26 protein-coding genes are annotated in these 24,801 nt (G+C 52.1%); 2 read left to right on the top strand and 24 right to left on the bottom strand.

Translation table 11 applies throughout. The features are described 5' to 3' along the window. The first annotated feature begins 42 nt into the window (after positions 1-42). On the top strand, positions 43-2,670 hold the full coding sequence (locus NSU01_RS23380; protein ID WP_076245581.1) for a bifunctional 2',3'-cyclic-nucleotide 2'-phosphodiesterase/3'-nucleotidase: 2,628 nt from the start codon (positions 43-45) through the stop codon (positions 2,668-2,670). A gap of 107 nt (positions 2,671-2,777) precedes the next feature. On the opposite strand, the gene NSU01_RS23385 is transcribed toward NSU01_RS23380, so the two are convergent. Both NSU01_RS23385 and NSU01_RS23390 read right to left on the bottom strand, forming a co-directional pair. After that, positions 2,778-3,086, bottom strand: coding sequence for a hypothetical protein (locus tag NSU01_RS23385; protein WP_039300408.1), 309 nt, complete (start codon positions 3,084-3,086; stop codon positions 2,778-2,780). Positions 3,087-3,205: 119 nt separating this feature from the next. Further along, a complete protein-coding gene (locus tag NSU01_RS23390; RefSeq protein ID WP_039300411.1) occupies positions 3,206-3,865 on the bottom strand; it encodes a helix-turn-helix transcriptional regulator in 660 nt (219 codons plus the stop codon). A 268-nt stretch (positions 3,866-4,133) separates the two neighbouring features. On the opposite strand from NSU01_RS23390, the gene NSU01_RS23395 reads away from it, so the two are divergent. Next, positions 4,134-4,505, top strand: coding sequence for a hypothetical protein (locus NSU01_RS23395; protein ID WP_042138717.1), 372 nt, complete (start codon positions 4,134-4,136; stop codon positions 4,503-4,505). Positions 4,506-4,570: 65 nt separating this feature from the next. Here NSU01_RS23395 and NSU01_RS23400 read toward each other — a convergent pair whose 3' ends face one another. The 22 genes from NSU01_RS23400 to spoIIIAE form a co-directional block, all read right to left on the bottom strand. After that, positions 4,571-5,011 carry a copper amine oxidase N-terminal domain-containing protein gene (locus tag NSU01_RS23400; protein ID WP_076245583.1) on the bottom strand — a complete coding sequence of 147 codons (441 nt, stop codon included), beginning with the start codon at positions 5,009-5,011 and terminating at the stop codon, positions 4,571-4,573. A 204-nt stretch (positions 5,012-5,215) separates the two neighbouring features. Then, complete coding sequence (gene spo0A / locus NSU01_RS23405) at positions 5,216-6,034, bottom strand: sporulation transcription factor Spo0A (RefSeq protein ID WP_076245586.1); 819 nt, start codon at positions 6,032-6,034, stop codon at positions 5,216-5,218. Positions 6,035-6,205: 171 nt separating this feature from the next. Next, the gene (spoIVB, locus tag NSU01_RS23410; RefSeq protein WP_042138726.1) at positions 6,206-7,339 is read right to left on the bottom strand and encodes a SpoIVB peptidase; all 1,134 of its coding nucleotides are present in this window, start codon (positions 7,337-7,339) and stop codon (positions 6,206-6,208) included. A gap of 114 nt (positions 7,340-7,453) precedes the next feature. Further along, the gene (gene recN, locus NSU01_RS23415; protein ID WP_042138727.1) at positions 7,454-9,181 is read right to left on the bottom strand and encodes a DNA repair protein RecN; all 1,728 of its coding nucleotides are present in this window, start codon (positions 9,179-9,181) and stop codon (positions 7,454-7,456) included. A gap of 56 nt (positions 9,182-9,237) precedes the next feature. After that, positions 9,238-9,687 carry a transcriptional regulator ArgR gene (gene argR, locus NSU01_RS23420; protein WP_039300423.1) on the bottom strand — a complete coding sequence of 150 codons (450 nt, stop codon included), beginning with the start codon at positions 9,685-9,687 and terminating at the stop codon, positions 9,238-9,240. A 28-nt stretch (positions 9,688-9,715) separates the two neighbouring features. Next, entirely contained in the window at positions 9,716-10,186 is a 471-nt protein-coding gene (locus NSU01_RS23425) for a hypothetical protein (protein WP_144026125.1), read from the bottom strand. 220 nt (positions 10,187-10,406) lie between these two features. Beyond that, positions 10,407-11,306, bottom strand: coding sequence for a TlyA family RNA methyltransferase (locus tag NSU01_RS23430; protein WP_076245589.1), 900 nt, complete (start codon positions 11,304-11,306; stop codon positions 10,407-10,409). A 41-nt stretch (positions 11,307-11,347) separates the two neighbouring features. Then, positions 11,348-13,261: a 1-deoxy-D-xylulose-5-phosphate synthase gene (gene dxs, locus NSU01_RS23435; RefSeq protein WP_042138729.1), complete on the bottom strand. Its 1,914-nt coding sequence runs from the start codon at positions 13,259-13,261 to the stop codon at positions 11,348-11,350. 94 nt (positions 13,262-13,355) lie between these two features. After that, positions 13,356-14,303 (bottom strand): polyprenyl synthetase family protein, encoded by a 948-nt coding sequence (locus tag NSU01_RS23440; protein ID WP_076245592.1) that lies wholly within the window; start codon positions 14,301-14,303, stop codon positions 13,356-13,358. Next, a complete protein-coding gene (gene xseB / locus NSU01_RS23445) occupies positions 14,290-14,547 on the bottom strand; it encodes an exodeoxyribonuclease VII small subunit (RefSeq protein WP_039300434.1) in 258 nt (85 codons plus the stop codon). The genes NSU01_RS23440 and xseB overlap by 14 nt, the downstream gene beginning before the upstream one ends. Then, positions 14,519-15,904 (bottom strand): exodeoxyribonuclease VII large subunit, encoded by a 1,386-nt coding sequence (gene xseA / locus NSU01_RS23450; RefSeq protein ID WP_076245595.1) that lies wholly within the window; start codon positions 15,902-15,904, stop codon positions 14,519-14,521. The genes xseB and xseA overlap by 29 nt, the downstream gene beginning before the upstream one ends. A gap of 9 nt (positions 15,905-15,913) precedes the next feature. Continuing rightward, positions 15,914-16,771: a bifunctional methylenetetrahydrofolate dehydrogenase/methenyltetrahydrofolate cyclohydrolase FolD gene (gene folD / locus NSU01_RS23455; RefSeq protein WP_076245597.1), complete on the bottom strand. Its 858-nt coding sequence runs from the start codon at positions 16,769-16,771 to the stop codon at positions 15,914-15,916. A 31-nt stretch (positions 16,772-16,802) separates the two neighbouring features. Beyond that, positions 16,803-17,252, bottom strand: a complete 450-nt coding sequence (gene nusB / locus NSU01_RS23460; RefSeq protein WP_042138733.1) for a transcription antitermination factor NusB — start codon at positions 17,250-17,252, stop codon at positions 16,803-16,805. A 143-nt stretch (positions 17,253-17,395) separates the two neighbouring features. After that, positions 17,396-17,629, bottom strand: coding sequence for a DUF2273 domain-containing protein (locus NSU01_RS23465; protein ID WP_042138734.1), 234 nt, complete (start codon positions 17,627-17,629; stop codon positions 17,396-17,398). 15 nt (positions 17,630-17,644) lie between these two features. Then, positions 17,645-18,184 (bottom strand): alkaline shock response membrane anchor protein AmaP, encoded by a 540-nt coding sequence (gene amaP, locus NSU01_RS23470; protein WP_076245600.1) that lies wholly within the window; start codon positions 18,182-18,184, stop codon positions 17,645-17,647. A 72-nt stretch (positions 18,185-18,256) separates the two neighbouring features. Then, positions 18,257-18,673: an Asp23/Gls24 family envelope stress response protein gene (locus NSU01_RS23475; protein ID WP_039295505.1), complete on the bottom strand. Its 417-nt coding sequence runs from the start codon at positions 18,671-18,673 to the stop codon at positions 18,257-18,259. 119 nt (positions 18,674-18,792) lie between these two features. Beyond that, positions 18,793-20,136: an acetyl-CoA carboxylase biotin carboxylase subunit gene (gene accC, locus NSU01_RS23480; protein ID WP_039295502.1), complete on the bottom strand. Its 1,344-nt coding sequence runs from the start codon at positions 20,134-20,136 to the stop codon at positions 18,793-18,795. A 56-nt stretch (positions 20,137-20,192) separates the two neighbouring features. Continuing rightward, on the bottom strand, positions 20,193-20,702 hold the full coding sequence (accB, locus tag NSU01_RS23485) for an acetyl-CoA carboxylase biotin carboxyl carrier protein (protein ID WP_039295500.1): 510 nt from the start codon (positions 20,700-20,702) through the stop codon (positions 20,193-20,195). Between the two features lie 271 nt (positions 20,703-20,973). Further along, entirely contained in the window at positions 20,974-21,864 is an 891-nt protein-coding gene (locus tag NSU01_RS23490) for a SpoIIIAH-like family protein (protein WP_076245603.1), read from the bottom strand. 78 nt (positions 21,865-21,942) lie between these two features. After that, positions 21,943-22,581 carry a stage III sporulation protein AG gene (gene spoIIIAG / locus NSU01_RS23495; RefSeq protein ID WP_039295496.1) on the bottom strand — a complete coding sequence of 213 codons (639 nt, stop codon included), beginning with the start codon at positions 22,579-22,581 and terminating at the stop codon, positions 21,943-21,945. A 54-nt stretch (positions 22,582-22,635) separates the two neighbouring features. Then, entirely contained in the window at positions 22,636-23,439 is an 804-nt protein-coding gene (locus tag NSU01_RS23500; protein ID WP_076245606.1) for a stage III sporulation protein AF, read from the bottom strand. Between the two features lie 73 nt (positions 23,440-23,512). Next, complete coding sequence (gene spoIIIAE, locus NSU01_RS23505; RefSeq protein WP_076245609.1) at positions 23,513-24,784, bottom strand: stage III sporulation protein AE; 1,272 nt, start codon at positions 24,782-24,784, stop codon at positions 23,513-23,515. Between the last annotated feature and the right edge of the window lie 17 nt (positions 24,785-24,801).

The raw sequence follows: 24,801 nt of genomic DNA on the forward strand, positions 1-24,801 counted from the left end.
TGTTTGTTACCTAACTTGACAATAGAAGGGATGAAAGATTGCATGAGGCATAATTTCCAGCACTTATTGCACAAAACTGTTCTATCTTCACTCGTAATTTCTATGACTGTATTGCCATTCAGTGGAATGTTCGCGGCAGCTGCGCCGGCTGACTCCACAATGAAGCTGCGCATCATGGAGACTACAGACATCCACACCAACCTGCTCCCGTATGACTATTATAAGAGTGCTACGTCGCTGACCGTCGGACTGGCCCGCACAGCTAATCTTGTGAAGGCAGCCCGCCAAGAGATTGGCAATACGCTGCTGGTAGACAACGGAGACCTGATCCAGGGGACACCTCTTGGCACATACAAAGCGCTGGTGAACCCGATAAAGGGCACCGAGATTCATCCTGTGTACAAAGCAATGAACCTGATGGGGTACGATGTAGCCACCTTCGGCAATCATGAATTCAACTATGGTCTGGATTATCTGGATCAGGCGATCAAAGGCGCCAATTTCCCTTATATTAACGCCAATGTATATGTAGATGACAAAGACAGCAATCCGGACAACGATGTTAACAAATACAGCCCTTATCAGATCATTACCAAATCCTATAAGGATGAAGCCGGCAATATGCAGACGCTGAAGATTGGTGTACTCGGCCTTGTCACTCCGCAGATTACCGAATGGGACAAGAGCAATCTGGAAGGCAAAGTCATTACCAAGGATATCGTAGCTACAGCTGAGAAATTCATTCCACAGATGCGCGCAGCCGGTGCAGATCTGATTATCGCCATGACCCATTCCGGGTTTAACGGCAGTGCCGAAGCTTACGTGAAGGCAGAGGATGCTATTTTCCCGCTGAGTAAGGTTGCCGGTATTGATGCGATTACCTTCTCTCATACGCATAAAGTATTCCCTGCTGCAGATGAGAAGTCGCTGGATGTCCTCTTCAAGGATGCATCCGGCAAAGTATTGCCTGGTGTCGACAATGCCAAAGGAACCATCAACGGTGTCCCTGCAGTACAGGCCGGCTACGGCGGCAGTAATCTGGGCCTCATCGATCTGACTCTGGAAAAAACAGATGGCAAGTGGAAGGTCGCTTCATCGCAATCCTCCACCAAGGCAATCTATGATGCTGTTGCCAAAAAATCTACGGTAGACGTGGATCAGGCCATTGTGGATGCCGTGCAGGCCGATCATGAAGCAACAATTGCCTATGCGAACAGTCCAATTGGCACAACGACCGCACCGATCTACAGCTACTTCGGACTGGTTCAGGATGATCCATCCGTACAGATCGTTACCACTGCACAGAAGCAGTATGTAGAAAATTACATTAAAGCTAATCTTCCGCAATATGCAGGTATCCCGGTTCTGTCCGTCGGTGCTCCATTTAAAGCCGGACGTAACGGCCCGGAAGAATATACTGATATTGCTCAGGGACCACTGGCCATTAAGAGCGCAGGCGACCTGTACCTGTACGACAATACGCTGAAGGCGATTCTCGTGAAGGGGTCTGTGGTCAAGGAATGGCTGGAAATGTCTGCGGGCAAATTCAATCAGATTAACCCGTCCGCAACAGAAGCACAGGAGCTGCTTAATTCCTCCTTCGCCGTCTATAACTTCGACGTAATTGATGGTGTAACTTATCAGGTCGATGTTACCAAACCAGCCAAGTACAAACCGGATGGTACCGTGAATGACGCCTCCTCCAGCCGGATTATCAATCTGCAGTATAACGGCAAAGCGATTGATCCGAATCAGGATTTCATCATGGCAACCAATAACTACCGCGCAAGCGGCGGCGGTAACTTCCCTGGTGTCAAAGCCAGCAAATACATCATCGACTCACCGGATGAGAACCGCCAGATCCTGATGGATTATATCACGGCCAGCAAAACCATTAATCCGTCCGCCGATAACAACTGGTCGATTGCACCAATCTCCGGGAATGTGAAGGTCACCTTCACCTCATCTCCCAAAGCAGAGACCTATGCCAAAACGACTGACAACATTGCTTATACAGGTCAAGTGGATGAAAAAGGCTTCGGCGTCTTCACTCTTGACGTGAGTAAAGCTGTAGCGCCTTCCCTGCCGGCTGCCGATCCGGTTACGGAACAGCCTGCCGTTGCAGTATTCAAGGATGTTCCCGTGTCACACTGGGCGGCTGGTTACATCAATAGCCTCACAGCAGATAAGATCATTTCCGGCAAAACAGCCGATACTTTTGATCCGAACGGTCTGGTAACCCGCGCCGAATTCGCCAGCTTGCTGACCAAAGCTTTGAAGCTGCAAGTCAATGTATCTCCAGTCTTCAAAGATGTACCCGCATCCGCCTGGTATGCAGGTGCTGTTGCAGCAGCTCATGAGAACAAGCTGGTTAGCGGTGTAACCGCCGACACCTTCGCACCTAATGCTTCCATCACCCGTGAACAGATGGCGGTTATGGTGAAGCAGGGGCTGGATCTTCGTGCCGGTAAAATATTGACTGCCTCCACAGCAGTCAGCTTCAGCGATTCGGCTTCCATCAGCGCTTGGGCAGCATCCGCTGTAGCCGTTGCTGTCGATAAGAAGATTATCGCCGGACGCACAGACGGCAGCTTCGCCCCTAAGGCTACTGCCACCCGCGCTGAAGCCGCCAAAGTAATCTCCAGCCTGCTGTCTGCTTCTGTAGAGTAACCCTCAGCTGCGAGGGCTGAAAGGCTATCCTGACCAGCATACACAGACGCAAAAAAGCCATCCTCCACATACGTGCGGGGATGGTTTTTATGTTGGTACGCAAGGATCTACTCGATGAATTCTGTTTTGAAGACATTTTCCAGCTTGCCGCCGAGTCTCTTCTTCAGCGGAACCTTGATATCGCGGCCCAGCTCTTTGAAGAACGTATCCACATCGCATTTCACATTCTGCGCCAGGGCAATGATCGTACCGTCGCCTACGATATTCTGATTCACTTCAAGAGGCACATCCACTTCAATATCGTATTTCTTAGTAAGTGTTTTGATGTATCTTGCAAAGATCTCCAACAGCTCATCGTTATTGAAATTCTCGATTGCAGCTTTACCTTTGCTGGTAAACTTCATATTGATTCTCATGATTCGTATCCCCTTTTCTGTCTAACCATTTGTAGTTGTTTATGGATCAAGATGAATAGATGGCTGCAAGAAAGGGCAACATTATTCATTTTTGACAACAAGCTGAGCTAAGCCCTTCTTCACTTATACACGCCCTTGATCTGCTGAACTTTGAACTGGGTGAATTCCTTCAATGACTGGATAACCTGGTCCTGCTCTTCTTCCTTCAGCTCATAGATGCATTCGCGCAGCCATTCTCCGAACAAATAGGCCTGACGCCCTTTGCGGGGCTGTTTGCGGAGGCTGTCCAGACTTCCCTCGAATTTATCGTTCAGGACATCGGTCAGGTTATATTTCTCGATCTTCTCTATTACCATTCCTGCCCCATATTCCGTTTCATAAACGATAACTTCGTCAGAATCAAACGAAACATATGACGTTTCTTTGTCTTCCTTAGCCCGGAACTCCTTCAGCTTGTTAAACGCCGTTTCATAGATGTAATCCTGGGACTGATTATGCTGCGGCAGCTTGTAGCCCTGCTTGAGAGTCTTAATGTATTCAATGTCAGGCATGTAGTCCGCCAAATGATACATCCGGTTCTTAAGATCCCCCCCGAGCGCCTCAATGATCTTGTCCAGGTTATCTTTAAGCGGAATACTCTCTCCCCGTTCAATCTTGCTAAGCTGTGAATAGCTGATGCCGCTCTTCTCTTCAAGCCCTCGTAAGGTCAAACCTCGAGCTTTGCGGAAGTGCCGGATGAAATTCCCCAGCTCATCGGGATAGTTATCGAAATCGTTCATAGGAGCCACCTCTACCTATATCATAACACAAGATAACAATTTGTGTTTCATTATAACAATTGTTTGTGTAAATTCTTTAGGCAGAATCAATAAAAACTCCATTATTAGCACTCAGAGCAGCTAAACCTAAGGCTAAATCCGCTCTAAATGGAGGTAATTCCCATAACTGTGAACTGATCTGTTTTGATTTCCTTATTCTCTCAAATACCCCGCATTATTATCCGATAAAGACTAATGTAAAATCAAAATCACTACTGGGGGAATTATCATGTCTTACACCATGGAAGTAAATGTAGCAAAAAATCAGGTGATTGTTAGAGCCTATGGCCTCACCGAAGGTGACGTGCCTGCATACATAGCTGATTTCGAGAATGCTCTGAAGAAACTGAAACCGGGATTCACCGGCGTAACCGATGTAACGGGATCCCCGACTGTACTGTCTCCGGAAGTAGCAGCTTTGCTTGCTCCGACGGGCGACCTGGCAATTGCCGCAGGTGTCGGCGGCTGGGTCTACGTTGCAGATTCCCCGGTATGGAAAATGCAAATGAAGCGCTTGTTCGGTAAATTCGCTGTTCACTACCCGACCTATGAAGAAGCAGATGCTTACCTGAACGGCTTGTCTAACCAGTCGATCCACTAAAAAAACAGACAAAAGGTGATTCCGGACCGGTTGGGTTGGGGATCACCTTTTTTTAATTTAAACGATTATTCAGGAAAGCTAATGTAGATTGAGGCATCATCGTTTGTTTTATTCCATTGAACCGCTGCCCCTAATGCTTCAGAGACAAACCTCAGATTAACGTAAAATATATTGTTGCTCGGTTCTAAGGTCGGAACCTGAGTTAAAGCAACCTTTTCTCCATTAATAACTCCATCATGAGAATTATGTGTTAATTTAATGACCGTCCCCTCTTTCGTTGCAGTTACTGTTTTCGTAACATTATCCCATTCAATGCTCATTCCATATTTCTCAAAGATCGGCCGCATAGGGACCAGTGTCGTGCCCAGAGATGATACATTAGCATAAATATCTAATTTATCATTATTAATATAAATGCCCGGATGTTCTCTTGAAGCAAATGTACTTGTTACACCAAATACCATTGAAAGAACTGTTATACACATGAATAATCTTAATGTTTTCATAATAGTCTCCTTTAATTTAAGAATACTATATAATTACACCTTTATTTTCCATATCCATCATTTTATTTTATATCATTGCTCCAAAAAAACTCCCTCAAGGGATTTGCATACCCATGAAGGAGTGTTTTGTACATATTCTCTGCAGAAACTGATTGACTCATCGGTTCCCCGTTAACCCTTTCACGTATCCTGATCCTTACCCCTTCAAGAAACCTTATGCTCAATCCGCAGCTTGTCGGCTACCATGGCAATAAATTCCGAGTTAGTTGGCTTGGATTTGGAGATATTAATGGTATAGCCGAACAGATGGCTGATGCTGTCGATGTTGCCGCGGGTCCAGGCGACTTCGATCGCATGGCGGATGGCACGCTCCACGCGTGAAGGCGTTGTCTTGAATTTCTCGGCAATGGCAGGGTAGAGTGTCTTGGTTATGGCACCCAGAATCTCGATATTGTTGTAGACCATGGTGATGGCTTCACGCAGGTACTGATAACCTTTAATATGCGCAGGTACGCCGATTTCATGAATGATCGATGTAATATTGGCATCCAGATTTTTTCCTTTGGACAAAGGTACCACATTACTGGAAGATCTGGAACTTGAAAAGCCGGACATGCTGGCAGAAGTGCTCATGCTGCCTTGGGCGCCCACAAGCTGACGCACGCGGTTCGCCAGAACCTCCATATCGAACGGCTTCAAAATATAATAAGATGCGCCTAGCTGAACAGCTCTTTGGGTGATGTTCTCCTGGCCGAAAGCGGTCAGCATGATGATCTTCGGCTGGGGGTTCAGATCCATATCGCGCAGGCGTTCCAGAACGCCAAGGCCGTCCAGATGCGGCATGATGATATCAAGAATAAGGACATCGGGAACTTTGCGTGCTCCGCTCAGCATTTGAAGCACTTCTTCACCATTATAGGCAATGCCTGTCACGGTCATATCTTCCTGTTCGGTAATGTACTCGGCAAGCAAGTTAGTGAACTCCCTGTTATCATCGGCCAACAACACTTCAATATTCTGCACTGGCTGCTTCCTCCTTATTATCTTCTCTCCCTTAAGTTTTCGACATGAAGATTGAATATCCTTCTGTCGAAAATTATTTTTCTTTATTTTTTTTCGGCGTTGATTTATAATTAAATATTTTGTTTCACGATTCGAGGTTTATCGCTGGCCTTCGACAAAAAAATCTTAAGGCTAAACCGCCTTAAGATTGTAGGGAAGCAAATTCTCTTGTTGCACCACACCGGAGTCACGAAGCATCCATTCGATGAAGCAGCCGTAACCCGACTTGGGATCATTGACGAATACGTGGGTAACTGCACCGATCAGCCGGCCATTCTGGACAATCGGGCTGCCGCTCATCCCCTGAACAATCCCGCCGGTCTTATCAATCAGACGGGAATCGGTGATGCGCAGGACCATGCCTTTGGTCGCCGGAGTCTGCTGGCGGGCCACATGAATGATCTCCACATTGAAACGCTCCACCTGCTGACCATCGACTACTGTAAGAATCTGTGCCGGGCCTTCCTTCACTTCAGCGCTCATTGCAACGGGTATCGGTTCCTGGTACAGGCTGTGCTCCGGATTGCGGGTCATTTTGCCGAAAATTCCGAAATCCGTATTGCTCTCCACATTACCGAGAACCTGGCTTTCCTTCAGAAAATGAGCCCGTTTCTCCCCAGGATCGCCATCCTGGCTTTTGGAAATGGAGGTGACACTGGACTGCACGATATGGCCACTGCCGACAACAATCGGCGTGCCGGTGTTCATGTCGGTAATGACATGCCCCAGAGCACCGTATACGCCTTGTTTTGGAGCATAGAAAGTCAGGGTACCCACACCTGCCGCGGAATCGCGAATGTAGAGCCCCAGTCTCCATACCTTGTCATTGCGGTCATACGCGGGTTTTAGCTGAGCTTTGTGCTCTTTGCCGCTGCGTTTGTACACAATACTTAAGGAATCATTGCTTTTGCCGGCACGTTCCACAAGCTTTGCTACCTTCGATACCTCGTCCAGCTTGACCCCATTAATGGAGGTCATCAGATCACCAGGCATCAGTCCGCTGTTCTCGCCGGGTGAAATCTTGGACTGCTCCGATACTTCAATCAGATGATGGCCCACAACCAGAACCCCTGCTGACTTCACTTTCACGCCAATCGTCTGACCTCCCGGGATGACTCTAAGCTCGTTGTCATTCCCCTGAACCGCTTTATGCGGCTGATGTTCCAGCGGTGCTGCAAAGCTCTGTTGAGGTCCCGTTATGCCTGATAAGCTGAGAAAGAAGGCAAATAAAAGGCCGGGCATTAACTTCCTGAGGTTCGGCTTCAATGGCTGTCACGCTCCCTTTTGCTTCTTTCGCTTGACGAAAAAGGTGGTCGCCAATTGCGTACCTATAAGATAACCTTGCCCCCAGGCTTTTATTACTGTCAATCATTGTCCCGCTTACCCAGCAGCAGCTTTGCTGGCCTCAGCCAAACCGAGCATTTCCTGTGCGTGATGCAATGTTTTTTCGGTAATTTCCACACCACCCAGCATACGGGCCAGCTCCAGCACCCGGCCTTCCGCCGAGAGGGAGTCCACTTCGGTCATCGTGCGTCCGTCTTCGACTTTTTTGACAATCAGATATTGATGATCCGCCATACAGGCCACCTGCGGCAAGTGAGTAATGGAGAACACCTGACAGGTGGAGGACAGCTTGTATAATTTATCCGCAATGGATTGTGCCGCGCGCCCGCTGACACCGGTATCCACTTCATCGAAGATCAGGACAGGAATGGCGTCATGCCGGGCAAAAATGCTCTTCATCGCCAGCATGATGCGGGACAGCTCACCGCCGGAGGCGATTTTGCCCAGCGGCCGCAGCGGCTCGCCCGGGTTCGGGGAGATCATGAACTCTGCGCTGTCGATCCCCTGCCGGGTCAGACGGTAACGCCGGTCCTGATACTCAATACCGCGCGGGTCTTCGAGCGTATCCATTTTGACCTGAAGCGAAGTCCGCTCCATCTGCAGATCCTTCAGCTCACCTTCCACTTGGGAAGCGAGATCCGTGGCACACTGGCGGCGTGCCGTGCTGAGCGCGCCGGCGGCTTTCATTAAAGTGCCGAGCAGGCCATCGCGTTTGGCCGTCAATTTCTCAATGTATTCGTCCTTATTCTCCAGAAGATCGGTCTCCCGGTGAATCTGCTCATAATACGCCAGAATCTGCTCTACACTATCCCCGTATTTGCGCCGCAGCCCTGTGATCAGATCCAGACGGTTCTCAATTTCCTCCAGCCTCGCCGGATTGAACTCGATCTCTTCGCGGTAGTCACGCAACTGGAAAGCCGCATCCTCCAGCTGGTAATACGACGACTGCAGCTGCTCGAACACAGCCCTCAGGCCCTTCTCGTCATAACGGATCGCATCCTCCAGCTTGGAGATGACACTCCCGATGGATTCCAGCCCTTGCCTGTCATACAGCAGCTCGTATGCGCCGGATACTGAATCCATCATTTTCTCACTGTGGGATAGTTTGACCCTTTCTTCGTTAAGTAATTCATCTTCTCCCGGTTTTAATCCTGCAGCAGAAATTTCCTCCAGCTGAAAACGGTACAAATCAAGCATTTGATACGCTTTTTGACTGGATTCCTGAAGTTCCCGGAGTTCTTTTTCCACTTTGGCGAAGGCCGTATATTTCTCCTGGTAGTCAGCTTTGAGCGGGCCAATCACAGCTTCGCCGTAAGTATCCAGCAGCCCCAGATGACGTTCAGCCTTCAGCAGGTTCTGATGCTCATGCTGCCCGTGGATATTCACCAGCTGTTCACCGATTTCCCGCAGCATGCTGAGATTGACCATCTGGCCGTTCACCCGTGAAGTGCTTTTGCCTTGAGAGGTAATCTCCCGGCGGATCACCAGGTGCTCTTCGCGTTCTGCTCCAATGCCAAGCCGTTCCAGCGTATCCCAGACCGGATGGGTTCCCGGCAAGCTGAAAAGCGCTTCCATTTCTGCCTTTTCACACCCATACCGGATAGAGTCCGCAGAACCGCGGCCCCCGGCAATGAGTGCAAGCGCATCGATAATAATCGATTTCCCTGCCCCCGTCTCCCCTGTAAGAACATGAAAGCCGGGATAAAAATGCACATCCACCGCCTCAACGACGGCCAGATTGCGGATTGATAACGTGTCTAACACGAATACAGCACCTCCGAAAAGATGATCCCTTATTTAAGTGTAAAAGTGTGATGAAGTTACGAGATGTAGCCCATAATTTGTGCAATAACGCCTTTGCTGTCCTCAGGCTGGCGGCAGATAATCAGAATAGTGTCATCGCCCGAGATGGTGCCCATAATTTGCGGCCAGTCAATATTATCAATCAGTGCAGCCACAGAATTGGCTGTTCCCGGAAGACATTTCATAACCACAAGGTTGGCGGAGAAATCGATCTGCACAAAATTATCCACCAGCACCCGCTTGAGCTTCTGGGTCGGATTATAGCGCTGGTCAGTCGGCAGGGAGTATTTGTAGCGCCCGTCATCCATCGGCACCTTAATCAGCAGCAGTTCCTTGATATCACGGGATACTGTAGCCTGGGTAACCTGAAATCCGGATTCACGCAGAGCCTCCACCAGATCATCCTGGGTCTCGATCTCCCTCTGCGTAATAATTTCTCTTATTTTGATGTGCCTGTGTCCCTTCATTGTTGCCTCCCGTATTTATAAGTTGATCTCAATTGGATTCACCATCGTCTTTGCCTAACTTAATCACATGAATTGCTGAATTCACCGTATCCACGTACAGCACACCGCTGCAATCCGGATAAATTAGCAGATAAGGAAGCAGAGTGTCGCGAAGTCCGCTGCCGGTGTACTCAAGCCCTTTGCGCGGCCGGGACAGAATAACCAGATAGAAATGCTCCTCATCTTTGCTGGCCACATAATCAATGAACAGCCTGCTGTACATTGGTGCCCCGTTCACTTGAAAGGACAAAGGAATCTTCAGCTTGCCGCCAATGACCTCGTAACCGGCATCCTCTAATAATCCGATGGACGGATGAGGCTGAATAATGGTATTGATCGGCACCCGGTCCTTCATGAACGATCTTGGGGAACCTTGGAGCCAGATGTAGATCCGGTAAACGATAAAGATTGCCGCTGCCAGTCCAATGAGTGCTACAACGGCCTTGTCAGAGCTCGCCACTCCCATCACCTCGGTGAATCTATTCGCGTGAAGGCAGGCGAAATCCTGCTTGAGGGGAATAACAGAGCCTGATCCGGCAGCAAAAGGTTGAAGCTGACTGCAGATGAAGCGTTGCCTGCTCAAGTTCATTAATTATAACGTATAACACCGCTTGAAGCATGTATATTGCAGGCAGAAAACGGCAGATGATTTAATTCTTTATTTTTGCAGCAAAAGAAACTCATCGTTTAGATGAGTTTCCATTGTTCGTAGCGCTAAAGGTTGCATTCGCTTCCTTAATTACGGATTCGGCAAGCGCGGCGAAAGGATTCGGCTGTGCTTCAGCCGGTAAAAGCTGCTGTTCGTGCTGTTCATCCGGAGAGTTATCTACTGCTTCAGGCAGCAGCTTCCAGTGAGCCAGGAATTCAATATTTCCTTCCCCTCCCGTAATTGGAGAGAAGGTCAGCCCTTCCAGCTTATAGCCCAGCCCGGCCGCCATAGACATCACATTAACAAGCACCTCTTTGTGAACGGCGGATTCGCGGACTACACCGGATTTGCCCACCTTTTCCCGTCCAGCCTCGAACTGCGGCTTGATCAGCGCAGCGATATCGGCCGGGCGGTTCAGGAGCGCCATCAGCGGCGGCAGAATAATCTTCAGTGAAATAAAGGACACATCAATACTGGCAAAATCAGGTACCGGCCCCTTCAGGTCAGGCGGGGTCATGTAGCGGAAGTTGGTCTGCTCCATTACGGTTACCCGCTCGTCGTTGCGCAGGCTCCAGTCCAGCTGGTTATGGCCGACATCAATAGCATACACATGTGCTGCCCCGTTCTGGAGCGCACAATCGGTGAAGCCTCCTGTAGAGGAGCCGATATCCAGCATATTCCTCCCGTTCAGGTCAATGCCGAACTGCCGCAGTGCCTTCTCCAGCTTCAGGCCGCCCCGGCTGACGTAGGGATGCACAGCTCCTTTGACTCTTAAGACAGAGCTGCGCAGCACCTTCATTCCCGGCTTCTCAATCCGTTCTTCATTCGCCAGCACAAGACCCGCCATGATTGCTGCCTTGGCCTTCTCACGGCTGTCGTAGAAGCCTTGCTCTACTAACAGTACATCTATACGTTCTTTAGGGTGTTCCATGTTCATCTCCTGGTCACTTGGGTCCGGCTTCCACCCTGTACTCAGGAATTGGAAGTCGACTTGTAAGTATAAGTGCTTAGCGCCTTCATCGCCTTGATCCGCGTACACAAGGCTTCAACGGTGAGGCCGGTTTCCTGGCGCTGCTCCTTGATCGAACCATGCTCAACGAAGATATCCGGCACGCCCATCAAGTGGACACGTGCATCATAAATCTCATGTTCCGCATAGAATTCGAGCACAGCACTGCCAAGACTGCCAGCCTGGCTGGCTTCTTCAAGCACAACCATGCTGGTTCCGGCATGAGCCAGTTCAAGCAGCATGGTATTATCCAGCGGCTTCAGGAATCGGGCGTTCACTACGCTAACCTGAATGCCTTCACGCTTCAGCAGCTCAGCTGCCTCCTCGGCTAACTGAACCATCGGGCCGCAGGCCAGCACTGCGTAATCATCCCCCGGACGCAGACGCTCCCAGGAGCCGATAGGCAGACAACGCAGTTCGGCATCTACAGCCGCCCCGGTGCCCTCAATCCGCGGATAACGGTAAGCGATTGGTCCGTCATTGTATTCCAGTGCCGTCTTCATCATATGGCGCAGCTCATTCTCATCCTTAGGCATCATAAGCACTATATTCGGGATGTGCCGCATGAACGCTATATCATATACCCCTTGATGGGTCTCCCCGTCCGCTCCGACAAAACCGGCACGGTCGATGGCAAACATTACATTGGCGTTATGTCTGCAGATATCATGGACAATCTGGTCATAGGCACGCTGCATAAAAGTGGAGTAGACGGCATAGACCGGCTTCATCCCCTCCATGGCCAGAGCGGCGCACAGCGTTGCCGCATGCTGCTCAGCGATACCGACATCGATCATCCGGTCCGGGAATTCCTTGGCGAACGGGAACAGGCCCGAGCCGCCCGGCATTGCCGGTGTGACCGCAATCAGTCTTGAATCCTGACGGCCCAGTTCAATCAGCGTCTCCCCGAATACCTCGGTATACATCGGGTGGCTGACAGCCTTCACAGCCTTAAGGGACTGGCCGGATTCAATTTTGTAGGGTGAGATCGCATGTGATTTATAGAAGTCCGTTTCGGCCGGCTTGTAGCCTTTGCCCTTCGTCGTCAGCACATGTACCAGCACAGGACCAGACACATTATCTGCCTGATGGAAGGTGTCAATCATTTTCTCCAGATCATGACCATCCACGGGTCCCAGATACGTGAATCCGAGCTCTTCGAACAGAACACCGGGAACGAGCATGTTCTTCAGGCCGTCCTTCACATTCTGCGCCGTCTTGGCCAGCCGCCCGCCAATCGCCGGGATTTTCTTGAGCAGGCCTTCCACTTCATCCTTCGCACGCAGATAATGGCGGTCCGAGCGGATTTTGCTCAAATAATTATGCATGGCTCCTACATTCGGTGCAATAGACATCTCATTGTCATTGAGGATAACCATCAGCTTGCGGCGTTCATGTCCAATATGGTTCAGCGCCTCAAAGGCCATCCCCCCGGTAAGCGCACCGTCCCCGATCACAGCGATGACCCTATTGTCCTCGCCCTTCAAATCCCGGGCCATAGCCATACCCATTGCGGCAGACAAAGAGGTACTGCTGTGTCCGGCTTCCCAGACATCATGCTCGCTCTCCGAACGCTTCACAAAGCCGCATAAGCCGCCCTGCTTGCGCAGTGTATCAAACCGGTCTTGGCGGCCAGTCAGTATCTTGTGTACATACGCCTGATGACCGACGTCATATATCATCTTGTCCCGGGGACTGTCATAGCAGTAATGCAGGGCCAGCGTGAGCTCCACTACCCCCAGGTTGGATCCGAGATGCCCTCCGGTAACTGTAAGTTTGTCTATTAAAAACCGGCGGATTTCTTCCGCAAGGGCTGCCAGCTCCTCGACTGACAAAGATTTAAGTTGCTGAGGATCATTTATTTGTGGAAGCAGCACGAGTATTCCCCGCTTTCCTAGATGTTGTAAAATATAAACCCCATTATAACACAAACGAAACGGCTGTCGAAACACAGCCGTTTCCGAAATGTACCTAATGATCGCGTGACATCAAATAATCTGCAATTTCAAGCAGCCGGGTATGATCCTGAAATCCGCCCTCAAGGACCGCGCTGTGCGCTTCAGCGGTCAGCCGCTTCACCTCTTCACGCGAGGCTTCCAGGCCGATGAAGTAGGGATAGGTCACCTTTTGCTGCTTGATATCACTGCCGGTTTTTTTGCCCAGCTTGCTCTCATCGCCGACCAGATCAAGGATATCATCCTGAATCTGAAAAGCCAGGCCAATCTGCGTACCGAACTGGCGCAGCGCCTCCAGCTGACGCTCATCCGCACCGGCGATTCTGCCTCCCGCCAGCAGCGAGAAGATCATCAGATCGCCTGTCTTATGAAGATGGATATACTGAAGCTGATGCAGATCGGTTAAGCCCTGCTCGCCTTCCATATCGGCAACCTGCCCGCCGACCATTCCGCGCGGCCCGGCCATTTCGGCCAGATCCTCAACGATGGACAGCACATTCTCCGCCGGAACGCCAAATTTGCGTGAAGCTTGTACCACACTATAGAATGCATGCGTCAGCAGTGCATCCCCGGCCAGGATCGCCGCAGCTTCCCCGAAGACCTTGTGGTTCGTGAGCTTGCCGCGCCGGTAGTCGTCATTATCCATGGCCGGCAGATCATCATGAATCAATGAATAGGTATGCACCATTTCAATCGCTGCCGCTACGGGCAACGCAGCCTCACGGCTGCCGCCCAGGGCCTCACAGGCGGCGATGACCAGCAGCGGGCGCAGGCGTTTGCCTCCAGCCTGCAGCGAGTAGTCCATCGCCTCCCTGAGCACCTGAGGCACAGTCCACTGCGCAGGCAGGGTTGCCGTCAGTGCATCAGCGACCCAGTGGCCCACCTCTGCAATGTACTGTTCAAGCGGTTCGCGTCCGTGCGCTTCCGCTTCGCTGCTGCCCGGTTCCAGCTCAGAACGACTCATCGCCATCGCCTTCCAGCCGGGCTCCGAATGGCTTCTTGCGCAGCTCGCCATCCTCTACCGTAATCATCTCGATCTTGCGCTCTACCTGCTCCAGCTTGCTGCCGCAGAGCTGCGACAGCTTCATTCCCTGCTGGAATAAATCAATCGCCTTCTCCAGGGGAACGTCGCCATGCTCAAGCTCGCGTACGATTCCCTCCAGGCGCTCCATGGCTCCCTCAAAATCCAGTTCCGCTTCTTTTGCCATTCGTTTCAACATCCTCCTTCATTCCCCATACCTGGCAGTTTAGCTGTCCGTCATTAAGCTTTATGTTCACCTTATCGCCTACTTCAACTTCCTTCAGCGATTTGATTAAATGCTCTTCGTTCTCGTCGTACACGAGGCTGTAGCCCCGTGACATCACCTTGAGCGGGCTGAGCGCATCCAGATGGCGCAGCTCAGCCACATAGCGCGCGCGCTTATCCTGGAAGCGCGCCTGCATCGCCCCCGTCAGCTCACGGGTAAGGCTATCCGTGCGCCGGCGGGCAGCGCTGATGCTGCCTTGCGGATGGAAGCGCTGCAGGCTCTGATGCAGCAGCGCGCTGCGCCCCTGCGCGCGGCTGTGCCTTGCCTCGGCTGCGCGGACCAGGGCCGCGCGCAGCATGTCCAGCCGCTGCGCGTGCTGGGCCAGCTGCCGGCGCGGGCCGGCCAGCACCAGCGAGCGCTGCAGCGCCGCGAGGCGCTCGCCGCTGCGCTGGGAGCGGCGCAGCAGCCCTTGGCGCAGCCGCTGCTGGGCGGTGCGCAGCTGCCCGGCGAGCTCGGCTGCGCTCGGCACGGCAAGCTCCGCTGCCGCCGTAGGGGTTGCCGCACGGAGATCGGCGGCGAAGTCGGCGATCGTGAAGTCGGTCTCGTGGCCGACGGCCGAGATGACCGGAATTCTGGAGGCCGCAATCGCCCGGGCGACGGCCTCTTCATTGAAGGCCCAGAGCTCCTCCAGGGAGCCGCCGCCGCGCCCTACAATCAGCACATCAGCCTCGCCCATGGCGTTCAGGTTCTCGATGGCCTTCACAATGGAAGGGCCGGCGCCTTTACCCTGTACAAGCACAGGATAGAGCACCACCGCCACCTGCGGATAACGGCGCTGCAGGGTGATGATAATATCCCGCACTGCCGCTCCTGTCGGCGAGGTAACTACACCGATCACGCGTGGGAACCGCGGCAGCGGACGCTTGCGCGCCGCTGCGAACAGCCCCTCCTGCTCCAGCTTGCTCTTCAGCTGTTCGTAAGCCAGATACAGGCTGCCGATTCCGTCCGGCTGCATGTGGGTGGCGTAGAATTGATACTGCCCGTCCCGTTCATAGACCGTCACGTTGCCTCTGGCAATGACCTTGGTCCCTTCCTTCGGTACAAAAGGCAGCCGCGAGTTATGTGAAGCAAACATGATCGCCTTGATCCGGCTGCTCTCATCCTTCAGCGTGAAATACATATGCCCGCTTCCGTGGTGGGTGAAATTCGATATTTCACCGCGGATCCATACATCGGAGAGCACCGCATCCGAATCCAGCTTCATGCGGATATACTTGTTAAGTTCCTTAATGGAGTAGACCTGCCGCTCTGCCGCCATAAGCTTAGCCTACTTCAGGCCGTGGCGGCGTTTGGCCGCGATCAGCGTGTTGCTCATCAGCATCGTGATCGTCATCGGCCCTACTCCGCCCGGCACAGGCGTAATAAACCCGGCGACTTCACGGGCACTCTCGTAATCGACATCACCGGCAAGCTTGCCGGTATCCAGGCGGTTCATTCCGACATCGATGACAACTGCACCCGGCTTCACGAAGGAAGCATCGATGAAGTTAGCCCGGCCGATGGCAACTACCAGAATATCCGCCTGGCGGCTGAGTTCAGCCATATTCGCGGTGCGTGAATGACACATGGTAACCGTGGCATTCTCACGCTGCAGCAGCAGGGACACCGGCTTGCCGACAATATTGCTGCGGCCGATAACCACAGCATGCTTGCCGGAAATATCAGTGCCTGTCCGTTTGATCAATTCGATGACTCCCGCAGGAGTACAAGGGAGCAGACTGTCATCACCGATGACCAGGTTCCCTACATTGACCGGATGGAACCCGTCAACATCCTTCTCCACGGAAATGGCATTAATGACTGCCTTCTCTTCAATATGCTTCGGAAGCGGCAATTGCACGAGAATGCCGTCAATATCATCACGGCCGTTCAGATCAGCCACCAGAGCGAGCAGATCCTCCTGGCTCGTTGCCGCATCCAGCCGGTGAACCTCGGAATGGAAGCCCAGCTCAATACATGATTTTTCCTTGTTACGCACATAGACCTGAGAAGCCGGATCTTCACCGACTAGAACGACAGCAAGACCGGGCTTAACGCCACGTTCCGTAAGCTCTGCAACCTCCCGGGCAATGCTGATCCGAATTTCGTCCGATACCTGTTTACCGCTGATAATCGCTGCTGTCATGTAAGTCTCTCCCCTTTTGTCTATTTAACGATTACAGATCCGCTCTAAGCGTATCTACATCCTGAATCATCTTGCCAAGTACGCCGTTTACGAATTTACCGGAATCATCGGTGCCGAAATGCTTGGCCAGATCAATTGCCTCATTGACAGCTACCTTAGCCGGTACATCACTGGCAAAGATCATCTCGAACGTGGCCAGACGCAGAATCTGACGGTCAACACGGGACAGGCGGCTCATCTGCCAGCCTTTGAGGTAATGCTCCAGCATTTCGTCGATGGCCATTTTGTGCTCCCAGACGCCATTTACATGGGCGATCACATAAGCCTTCAGCTCGGTCTCGTCAGTGATGACGCGTTCGGTTTCGTTCTCATCGGCAGCTTCCTCAATCAGCATTTCTACAGCCTCAGTAACTTCCACATCATTCATTTCCATCTGATACAGGCTCTGGACAATAATTTCTCTCGCTAAACGTCTTTTCATTTGTTCCTCCTACAGTCTTAACTAGCATACTTTGTATTTGAATTTCTTAAATCTTCTTACCAAAAAACCGCGCAGCCGTTCTTCCGCAGGTCAGCAACTCAAAGTAACGGGTTCCAGGCTTCCGGGAGAAAGACTATCGCGGTTCATTTGAAGGGACGCCAGCGTCCGGACAGCCGGCTCACGAGCTCCTGCCACTGAAACAGGGGAGCCTGTGCGGTATCCTTTCTTTTGCCAAGCGTATATCCGATGAACACTACCAGTGCAAAGAACAGCATATCCCAAAAACCGCTAATCAGATAAATCAGACCGAGAACGACCCCGAAGGTAACTCCGGCAATTCTACCCCCGTGACTTTCCCATACTTCTCTCCAAGACATAAGGGAAACTCACCTCTATTCCACTCGACTTTTGAAGCTTGGTGACTGTGTGAGGTTAGCAATATATACAGATACATCCGCTACCGGAATTCCGGTTGTTTCCTGCACGAAATCATGCACCTGGCGCTGCACCTCCGTAGTAAGCAGAGGCAGGGAATGCTCGCCGTCCACAACTGCCCGGATCATAATTTCAAGTCCGGCCTGCGAGACGCGGATGCGCGACTTCAGATCACGGATGCCCTTCACTTTGCCTGCAGCCTTGAGGCTGAGGTTCTCGATGGTTTCCATGGAGATCTGAATGTCCCCATACTCTGTACGCTGATCCACAGACGGCAGGGAAGCACGGTCGCGGCGCAGGGAGATGTAGAAGAAACGGATGCTCAGCAGGAAAAGAATAACCGCAGCTGTAATCGCAGCGATATAGGCCCCCGGCCCGTCAGGAATCTCAAACGTGTCCGGAATGGCGCCGCTCAAGAGGAGGATGGCAATTACAGATAATATTCCGATACTTAAGCTGTAAAGAAACAGCAGAAGTCTGTCCACAATTTTGGCCACGAGTCACATAACCTCCTTAAATTAAGGTAAACCCTCGACCTACGTCGGGGGTTTATGGAAAACACAAGGCCCTTACTTCACGCGGATAACCGCGTCTGTATCTTCGCTTTTGTCAACACTTGTGGCGTTTCTGAACTGCACATCATGGATATGCACATTCACTTCTACAACCGTCAGGCCGGTCATGGTTTCGATGGAACGCTTAACGTTGCGCTGAATTTCAGCAGCCACTTCAGGAAGACGGTTACCGTATTCAATGATTACGGATACATCCACTGCAGCTTCGCGTTGTCCAACTTCAACCTTAACGCCCTTAGACAAGTTCTTGCGTCCGAGAAGCTCCACGATTCCTCCGGCGAAACCGCCGCTCATTCCGGCCACGCCTTTAACCTCTACGGTTGCCAAACCTGCGATAACCTCGATCACTTCAGGAGCAATCTGGATCTCACCAATTTCCGTACGTTCGTATTCTGTCGGCAATGTACTCATTTTGGACTTCACACCTTTCCGGTAAAAAAGTTATTCGGGCATTTCAAGCAGGCAGCACGTCTCTTATTAAACATACTATATCATTTGACGAACTTTATGACAAACAATGAGAAGTCGTCCTAAATTTCATACTCTTCCAGGAATTTGATATCGAAATTCCCGTCCAAAAATACCGGATGCTCCAGCAATCTCTGATGGAAAGGTATGGTTGTATGTATGCCTTCCACAGCGAATTCGGATAAAGCCCGTTTCATCTTGGCAATGGCTTCATAGCGCGTCGGCGCCCAGACGATCAGCTTGGCGATCATCGAGTCATAAAAAGGTGAAATGGTGTAGCCCGGATAAGCCGCGCTGTCCACCCGCACTCCAAGTCCGCCCGGCGGCAGATAGAAGCCGATTTTGCCCGGAGACGGCATGAAATTACGTTCAGGGTCCTCGGCGTTAATGCGGCATTCGATTGACCAGCCGTTGATCACAATATCCTCCTGGGTGAAGGACAAGGGGTTGCCTTCCGCCACAGAGATCATTTCCTTGATCAGATCTACGCCCGTGACCATCTCAGTTACCGGATGCTCAACCTGGATACGCGTGTTCATCTCCATGAAGTAGAACTGTCCGTCCGGCCCCAGCAGGAATTCCAGCGTACCCGCTCCCGAGTAATTAACCGCCTGCGCAGCCCGTACAGCCGCTTGACCCATTGCATCACGGACTTCCGGGGTAAGCACGGAGCAAGGCGCTTCTTCAATCAGCTTCTGGCGGCGGCGCTGCACGGAGCAGTCCCGTTCACCCAGATGGACTACATTGCCATGATTATCGGCGATAATCTGAATCTCCACATGCTTCATGCCAGTCAGGAATTTCTCAAGATACACACCAGCGTTGCCAAAAGCCTTCTGCGCTTCCTGCTGGGCAGCTGTAATCTGCTTCACCAGTGATGCTTCGTCCTCGGCAATGCGGATGCCTTTGCCTCCGCCGCCTGCTGTGGCCTTGACGATGATCGGATAACCAATATCACGGCCCAGCATAACCGCTTCCTCTATGTCGCCGACAAGCCCGTCAGAGCCCGGAATAATCGGAACTCCGGCCAGCTTCATGGTTTCTTTGGCTACAGCCTTGTCACCCATCCGTGTGATCGCATCCGGAGAAGGGCCTATAAATGTAATATTGCAGGATTCACAAATCTCTGCGAAATCCGCATTCTCGGCCAGGAAGCCATAGCCGGGATGAATGGCATCACAGTCGGTGAGCGTGGCTACGCTCATAATATTTGTAAAATTCAGATAGCTGTCCTTGGCGGGCATCGGACCAATACAGTACGCTTCATCAGCCAGACGGACATGCAGTGAATCCCGGTCCGGCTCCGAATAGACTGCTACGGTGGAAATGCCCAGTTCACGGCAGGCCCTGATAATGCGGACCGCGATTTCGCCGCGGTTGGCAATCAACACTTTTTGAATGTTCATGCTTTTCCTCCCAAAGTTTAGCGAAGCTTGCAGGCTCCTCATGATTCTCGCGGCAATTATTCCGCTCTCACCAGAAACAGCGGCTGGCCGTATTCCACTAACTGGCCGTTCTCGGCCAGGACGGAGACGATTTCGCCTTTCACTTCCGCTTCCAGCTCATTCATCAGCTTCATGGCTTCAATGATGCAGACCGTTGATTTCTCATGAACCCGGTCTCCCACACTTACAAAGGACGGTGTTTCCGGAGAAGCAGCACTATAGAAGGTCCCTACCATCGGAGAGACGATTTTATGTAATGCGCCTTCAGCGGAGGATGCTTGCTGCTGCGTTACAGCAGGAACTTCACTGACAACCGGAGGAGCAACATGCTGCGGACTTTGCGGCTGCGGTGCTGGCGTAAAGGGGTAGGCATAAGGAGTCGCCTGGATTGCTGTTCCATCAGCTTCAGGGCGATCCGGTTTGCGGATAGCCAGCTTCATACCTTCGCTTTCAATCTCCAGCTCATGTACGGAAGAGGTCTGGTCCAGCAATTTAATTAATTCCTTAATCTCGCTTAACTTGAACATTGGGTAGTTCACTCCTTCAGCTTTCTCTCGAAGCCATTTTGGACGCAGATAAGCAGGGTACGATATTCCGTTCTTCCCGGGTAACCTGTGATTCGGTCTGCTTGCGGTTCTTTAGAATCGCTTTCAGGATAACCGCTGCCTGCGTATTCTTCTTATATTTCAAGATAACTTTATGTATTATATCACAAACGCTAGAAATGGAAAGAGCCCGGGACGTGCCCGGGCTCTTTCGGCATTTTATTCTATTTTCTTTCATTTAATTCAGGAGGGCTTACTGTTCCGATACGTATTGGACTTTAATCTTGTCCTGGGACACACTCAGTTCTTTCATTACAAGGTCAACGATGCCCACGGCCTGCTTCACATCCAGCTTATCGCTGAGCACTACGATTGTGTACGCATCTCCGGCTTCCTCTTTCACAATAGCTTCACCGTATTTCTGCTGAAGCTGCTCTTCAATTCCGGTGATTTTGGATTCTTTTTCCTCCAGCTTGCTGAGTTGTTCCTGGGCAACCGCGTTCTCCGCAGGTGTCTTATCCATGTCATTAATCAGGGCCAGCAGATCATTGTGGTCCTTAAGATTCTGCTGCTCGCGTTCATACAGGTAATTCGTGAACATGCTGCTGGCCGATACGCTCTGGGAAGCTACTTCATCCAGAATAGCCGCATCATCCTTGGCCGGAGTCTTCTCTGTGGAAGCTGCTGCTGATTTGTCGGCACTTGCAGCCGGTTTCTCTGTCTTGTCCGCTGTATCTGCTGCGGCCGTATCCTTGTCAGCTTTGGAACTGTTAGCTGCTGCGCTGCTGTCATCTGTTACTGCTGCGGATGTGCTGTCATCCGTCACGGCAGCGGCTGCGGTCTTGTCTGCAGCATCTTTGCCGGCATCCTCAGTTACAGCAGCAGTTTTGCTGTCATCTGTCTGGGCTCCCGCATCGGCAGTAACGGAATCATCAGTTGTTACTTCGTTGATCACGAGCCCGCTGTCAAGCGTAGTAGCGGTCCCGCCGCCCGTCCCGTCCTTCACGGTGTCCACCTGAATGCTGCCCGCAGTTTCTTTGGGAATGGAAGCTCCAGTGTCTTCCGTGAACAGGTAATAAGCCGAGAGCACCACCATTAAACTGAGCATTGAAACCAGCCAAATCGTTTGTCTTTTGCCCTTCATTTGTGATTCCTCCTAAAAGTTTTATTGAATATGCCTCTACGAATTCGCTTGCGTATGTCTGGCTTGTAAGCTGAACGCCTATTCCTGCTTGCGCGGAACGACGGAGATCCGGTAGCTCGGCACGTTCAGCCCTTTCTCGACAGCCTGCTCGATCAGGTTACGCACCACTTTATTCTCTGCCCCTTTGGCGACAACCAGCACACCGCGCACCTGGGGTTTGATCCGTTTGGTGATAATCGGGGTTTCGTCGCCGGACTGGCTGTAGGTTACGATTTCGCCGTCCCTGGTGTATTGTGTAGTATGGCGTTTACCGCCGCTAGCATCGGTTTCCTCACTCTGCGCCTGCGAATCATTCATATTGCGCTGCACGACTATTTCCTCTGTGGAATCCACGGTGACCATAATGTCAACTGTGCCGACCCCGACGATTTTCTCCAGAATCTCCTTCGTCCGGTTCTCCATTGCCAGCTCGATGCTGTCAAAAGAATTGGGTTGCACCGCCTCCTGCTGCAGGACCGCCTGAGAGGTCTCGCTTACGGGCGGTTCACGTCCCGTATTCTCGCTGTCCAGCTTCTTCACATTCACGAAGGAGTTGAACAGCATGATAGCAACGCCAAGCAAGCCAATAATGATCAGCCAGCGGAAAGTATGACTCCTCTTCGGATTGCCGCTTCCGCCGCCGGCCCACTGCTCCAGCTTTTTCAGCCAATTGGCCATTGATTTCCCTCCTTCTGTATATGGCATTCTGCCTTGTGTTCCCTGGTCTCTGTCTTATGATTTCACGGCGCTGGTGCCGCCGCTCAGCACATGTATCGAATCCGGGTCCAGGTTCCAGTTCTGCTCGAGCAGCCTTTTGACCGATTCGGCCTCTATAACCGCTGCCGCCTGTTCCTCCTGCGTCCCGTTTCCTGCGGCTGAAGGCTGCGAAGCACCCGTTGCGGCTCCAGAGCCTTCACTTGCTGCCCCGTCCTTGTCCAGGCTGACCTGGACCGGTTCTACAGGGGTAATCCGTATCGGTTCGGGTGCCGGGCTTGCAGCAGGCTGTGAGCCCTCTGCTGAACCCGGTATGCCGCTTGCAGCAACCGCTCCCGCCACCGGCATATCTACTGTGACCGAAGAGATCACCGGCACCTCTTCGCCCAGAGGCGCACTCGGATTCGGCCCCATGCCCAGCGTCACCGTAACATTCACACCACGGATGCCGGTGCTGCCGGCAATCTGATCGCGCATCTGCCCTGCTATTTCTTCGGCGGCAAGCTTCAGGCTCTGATCACGCGCCCCCTCTGCCAGCATCCGCCCGTCCGCCAGAATCTTCTCCAGCGAGTCCGCGCCGTCCCCAGTACCTGAGAGCAGCCCGCCGCTCCGCTCCTGCTGCTCCATGGCCAGACTAAGCTCCTTGCTGGCGTCCCCCTTGAGCATGGAGACGATCGGACTAAGCATCGTCAGCAGAACCAGCAGACTGAGCACCAGCCTGGCATAGCGTTCCATGGATTTGCTGGGCAGCAGCATCTCGACAAACGCGGCCATCAGCACCACCAGAATCAGTTCATGGAGCCATCCGCTGAGCCAGCTCATGGCGCACCTCCTGAAAGTTTGTTTACACAACCTGCCTCATATCTCATACAACCGGACCCGGATGATATCCGCCTCACCGCATCATTACGGTGACATTACCGGCGGTCAGCATGATGGTGACGGCCAGGAAGAACATCAGCGATACGGCAGCCAGCGCGGCGAACACGTAGATCATGCTTTTGCCGATCGTCTGCAGGCAGGTCACAATCGGCGTTTCACCCAGCGGCTGCATAACGGCGGCGGCTACGTTGTAGATCAGGGCCAGCACCAGAATTTTGATTGCCGGGAAAGCACAGAGGAAGAGGATGATAATGACCCCTGAGAGCCCGATGGCGTTCTTCACCAGCAGTGATGCCGAGATTACGGTATCAGTGGCATCTGCGAACATTTTGCCGATAACCGGCACGAAATTGCCTGTGATATATTTGGCGGCGCGGATGGTTACACCATCAGTGACCGAGCTGGTGATTCCTCTGACCGAGATTACCCCGAGAAAGACGGTTAGCAGTACTCCGAGCAATCCGGCCCCGATATTACGCAGCAGGTTGGCCAGCTGGGTCAGCTTATATTTCTCCGACATCGCACTCACCAGATGCAGCACCGCCGAGAAGAACAGCAGCGGGAACACTATGGTGTGAATCATCGTACCCACTGTATGGATCATGAACACGATCAGCGGATGGGTCACCGACACCGTTACGATATTGCCCATCGAAGCCAGCAGTGCGAACAGCAGCGGAATCATCGCCATCATGAAGTCGATCATCCGGTCAATGGCATCCTTGGCGTAGCCGATGGAGATGTTGAAGCTGTTCACGGCAATGACCAGTACCACCATGTAACAGAGCATATAAGCGATTTTACTGACGGATTTCCGTTCAAAAGCGGTCTGCAGCGTCTCCAGAATCATACTCAGCACGCTGATCATCACAATCGTAACCAGCAGCTTGCCGTTGTAGAGCACCTCATGCCACATGAAGCGGGTCAGGCCGGACAATACGCTTTTGAAGCTTAATCCGTCTTCTCCGGGCAGCAGCATATCCATCAGCGAGGGAGTTTTGCCTTCCGGGAAGAAGCCCCCGTAGTCCTTCATCAGCTGATCCCAGTACGTCTCTACCCCGTCTGTAGGAAGGTTCTCTACCTGCCCCTTCACCCACTGGTCTACAGGGGATGAGGAGCCTCCGCTGCCTCCCGTTTGCGTTTGCGCCTGTGTTTGTGTTTGTGTCTGCGCTTGAGAAGCCGGAGCTGCATAAGCGGTTCCTGCACACAGCAGAAGCAGCAGACAGGGGAGCAGAACGAGCAGCCTGCACCCTTTTGGCGGACGAAAAATACTGCGCTCCTGCACACCCTCACCCCGCTTTC

Source organism: Paenibacillus sp. FSL H8-0259 (assembly GCF_037963255.1).
Classification (GTDB): Bacteria; Bacillota; Bacilli; order Paenibacillales; family Paenibacillaceae; genus Paenibacillus_AQ; species Paenibacillus_AQ phytohabitans.

Bases quoted from the DNA above. Each gene is read 5' to 3' on its own strand.
- NSU01_RS23380 (WP_076245581.1), top strand. From the start codon at position 43: ATGAGGCATAATTTCCAGCACTTATTGCACAAAACTGTTCTATCTTCA.
- NSU01_RS23385 (WP_039300408.1), bottom strand. From the start codon at position 3,086: ATGAGAATCAATATGAAGTTTACCAGCAAAGGTAAAGCTGCAATCGAG.
- NSU01_RS23390 (WP_039300411.1), bottom strand. From the start codon at position 3,865: ATGAACGATTTCGATAACTATCCCGATGAGCTGGGGAATTTCATCCGG.
- NSU01_RS23395 (WP_042138717.1), top strand. From the start codon at position 4,134: ATGTCTTACACCATGGAAGTAAATGTAGCAAAAAATCAGGTGATTGTT.
- NSU01_RS23400 (WP_076245583.1), bottom strand. From the start codon at position 5,011: ATGAAAACATTAAGATTATTCATGTGTATAACAGTTCTTTCAATGGTA.
- argR (WP_039300423.1), bottom strand. From the start codon at position 9,687: ATGAAGGGACACAGGCACATCAAAATAAGAGAAATTATTACGCAGAGG.
- NSU01_RS23430 (WP_076245589.1), bottom strand. From the start codon at position 11,306: ATGGAACACCCTAAAGAACGTATAGATGTACTGTTAGTAGAGCAAGGC.
- NSU01_RS23440 (WP_076245592.1), bottom strand. From the start codon at position 14,303: ATGAGTCGTTCTGAGCTGGAACCGGGCAGCAGCGAAGCGGAAGCGCAC.
- xseB (WP_039300434.1), bottom strand. From the start codon at position 14,547: ATGGCAAAAGAAGCGGAACTGGATTTTGAGGGAGCCATGGAGCGCCTG.
- xseA (WP_076245595.1), bottom strand. From the start codon at position 15,904: ATGGCGGCAGAGCGGCAGGTCTACTCCATTAAGGAACTTAACAAGTAT.
- folD (WP_076245597.1), bottom strand. From the start codon at position 16,771: ATGACAGCAGCGATTATCAGCGGTAAACAGGTATCGGACGAAATTCGG.
- nusB (WP_042138733.1), bottom strand. From the start codon at position 17,252: ATGAAAAGACGTTTAGCGAGAGAAATTATTGTCCAGAGCCTGTATCAG.
- NSU01_RS23465 (WP_042138734.1), bottom strand. From the start codon at position 17,629: ATGTCTTGGAGAGAAGTATGGGAAAGTCACGGGGGTAGAATTGCCGGA.
- NSU01_RS23475 (WP_039295505.1), bottom strand. From the start codon at position 18,673: ATGAGTACATTGCCGACAGAATACGAACGTACGGAAATTGGTGAGATC.
- accC (WP_039295502.1), bottom strand. From the start codon at position 20,136: ATGAACATTCAAAAAGTGTTGATTGCCAACCGCGGCGAAATCGCGGTC.
- accB (WP_039295500.1), bottom strand. From the start codon at position 20,702: ATGTTCAAGTTAAGCGAGATTAAGGAATTAATTAAATTGCTGGACCAG.
- NSU01_RS23490 (WP_076245603.1), bottom strand. From the start codon at position 21,864: ATGAAGGGCAAAAGACAAACGATTTGGCTGGTTTCAATGCTCAGTTTA.
- spoIIIAG (WP_039295496.1), bottom strand. From the start codon at position 22,581: ATGGCCAATTGGCTGAAAAAGCTGGAGCAGTGGGCCGGCGGCGGAAGC.
- NSU01_RS23500 (WP_076245606.1), bottom strand. From the start codon at position 23,439: ATGAGCTGGCTCAGCGGATGGCTCCATGAACTGATTCTGGTGGTGCTG.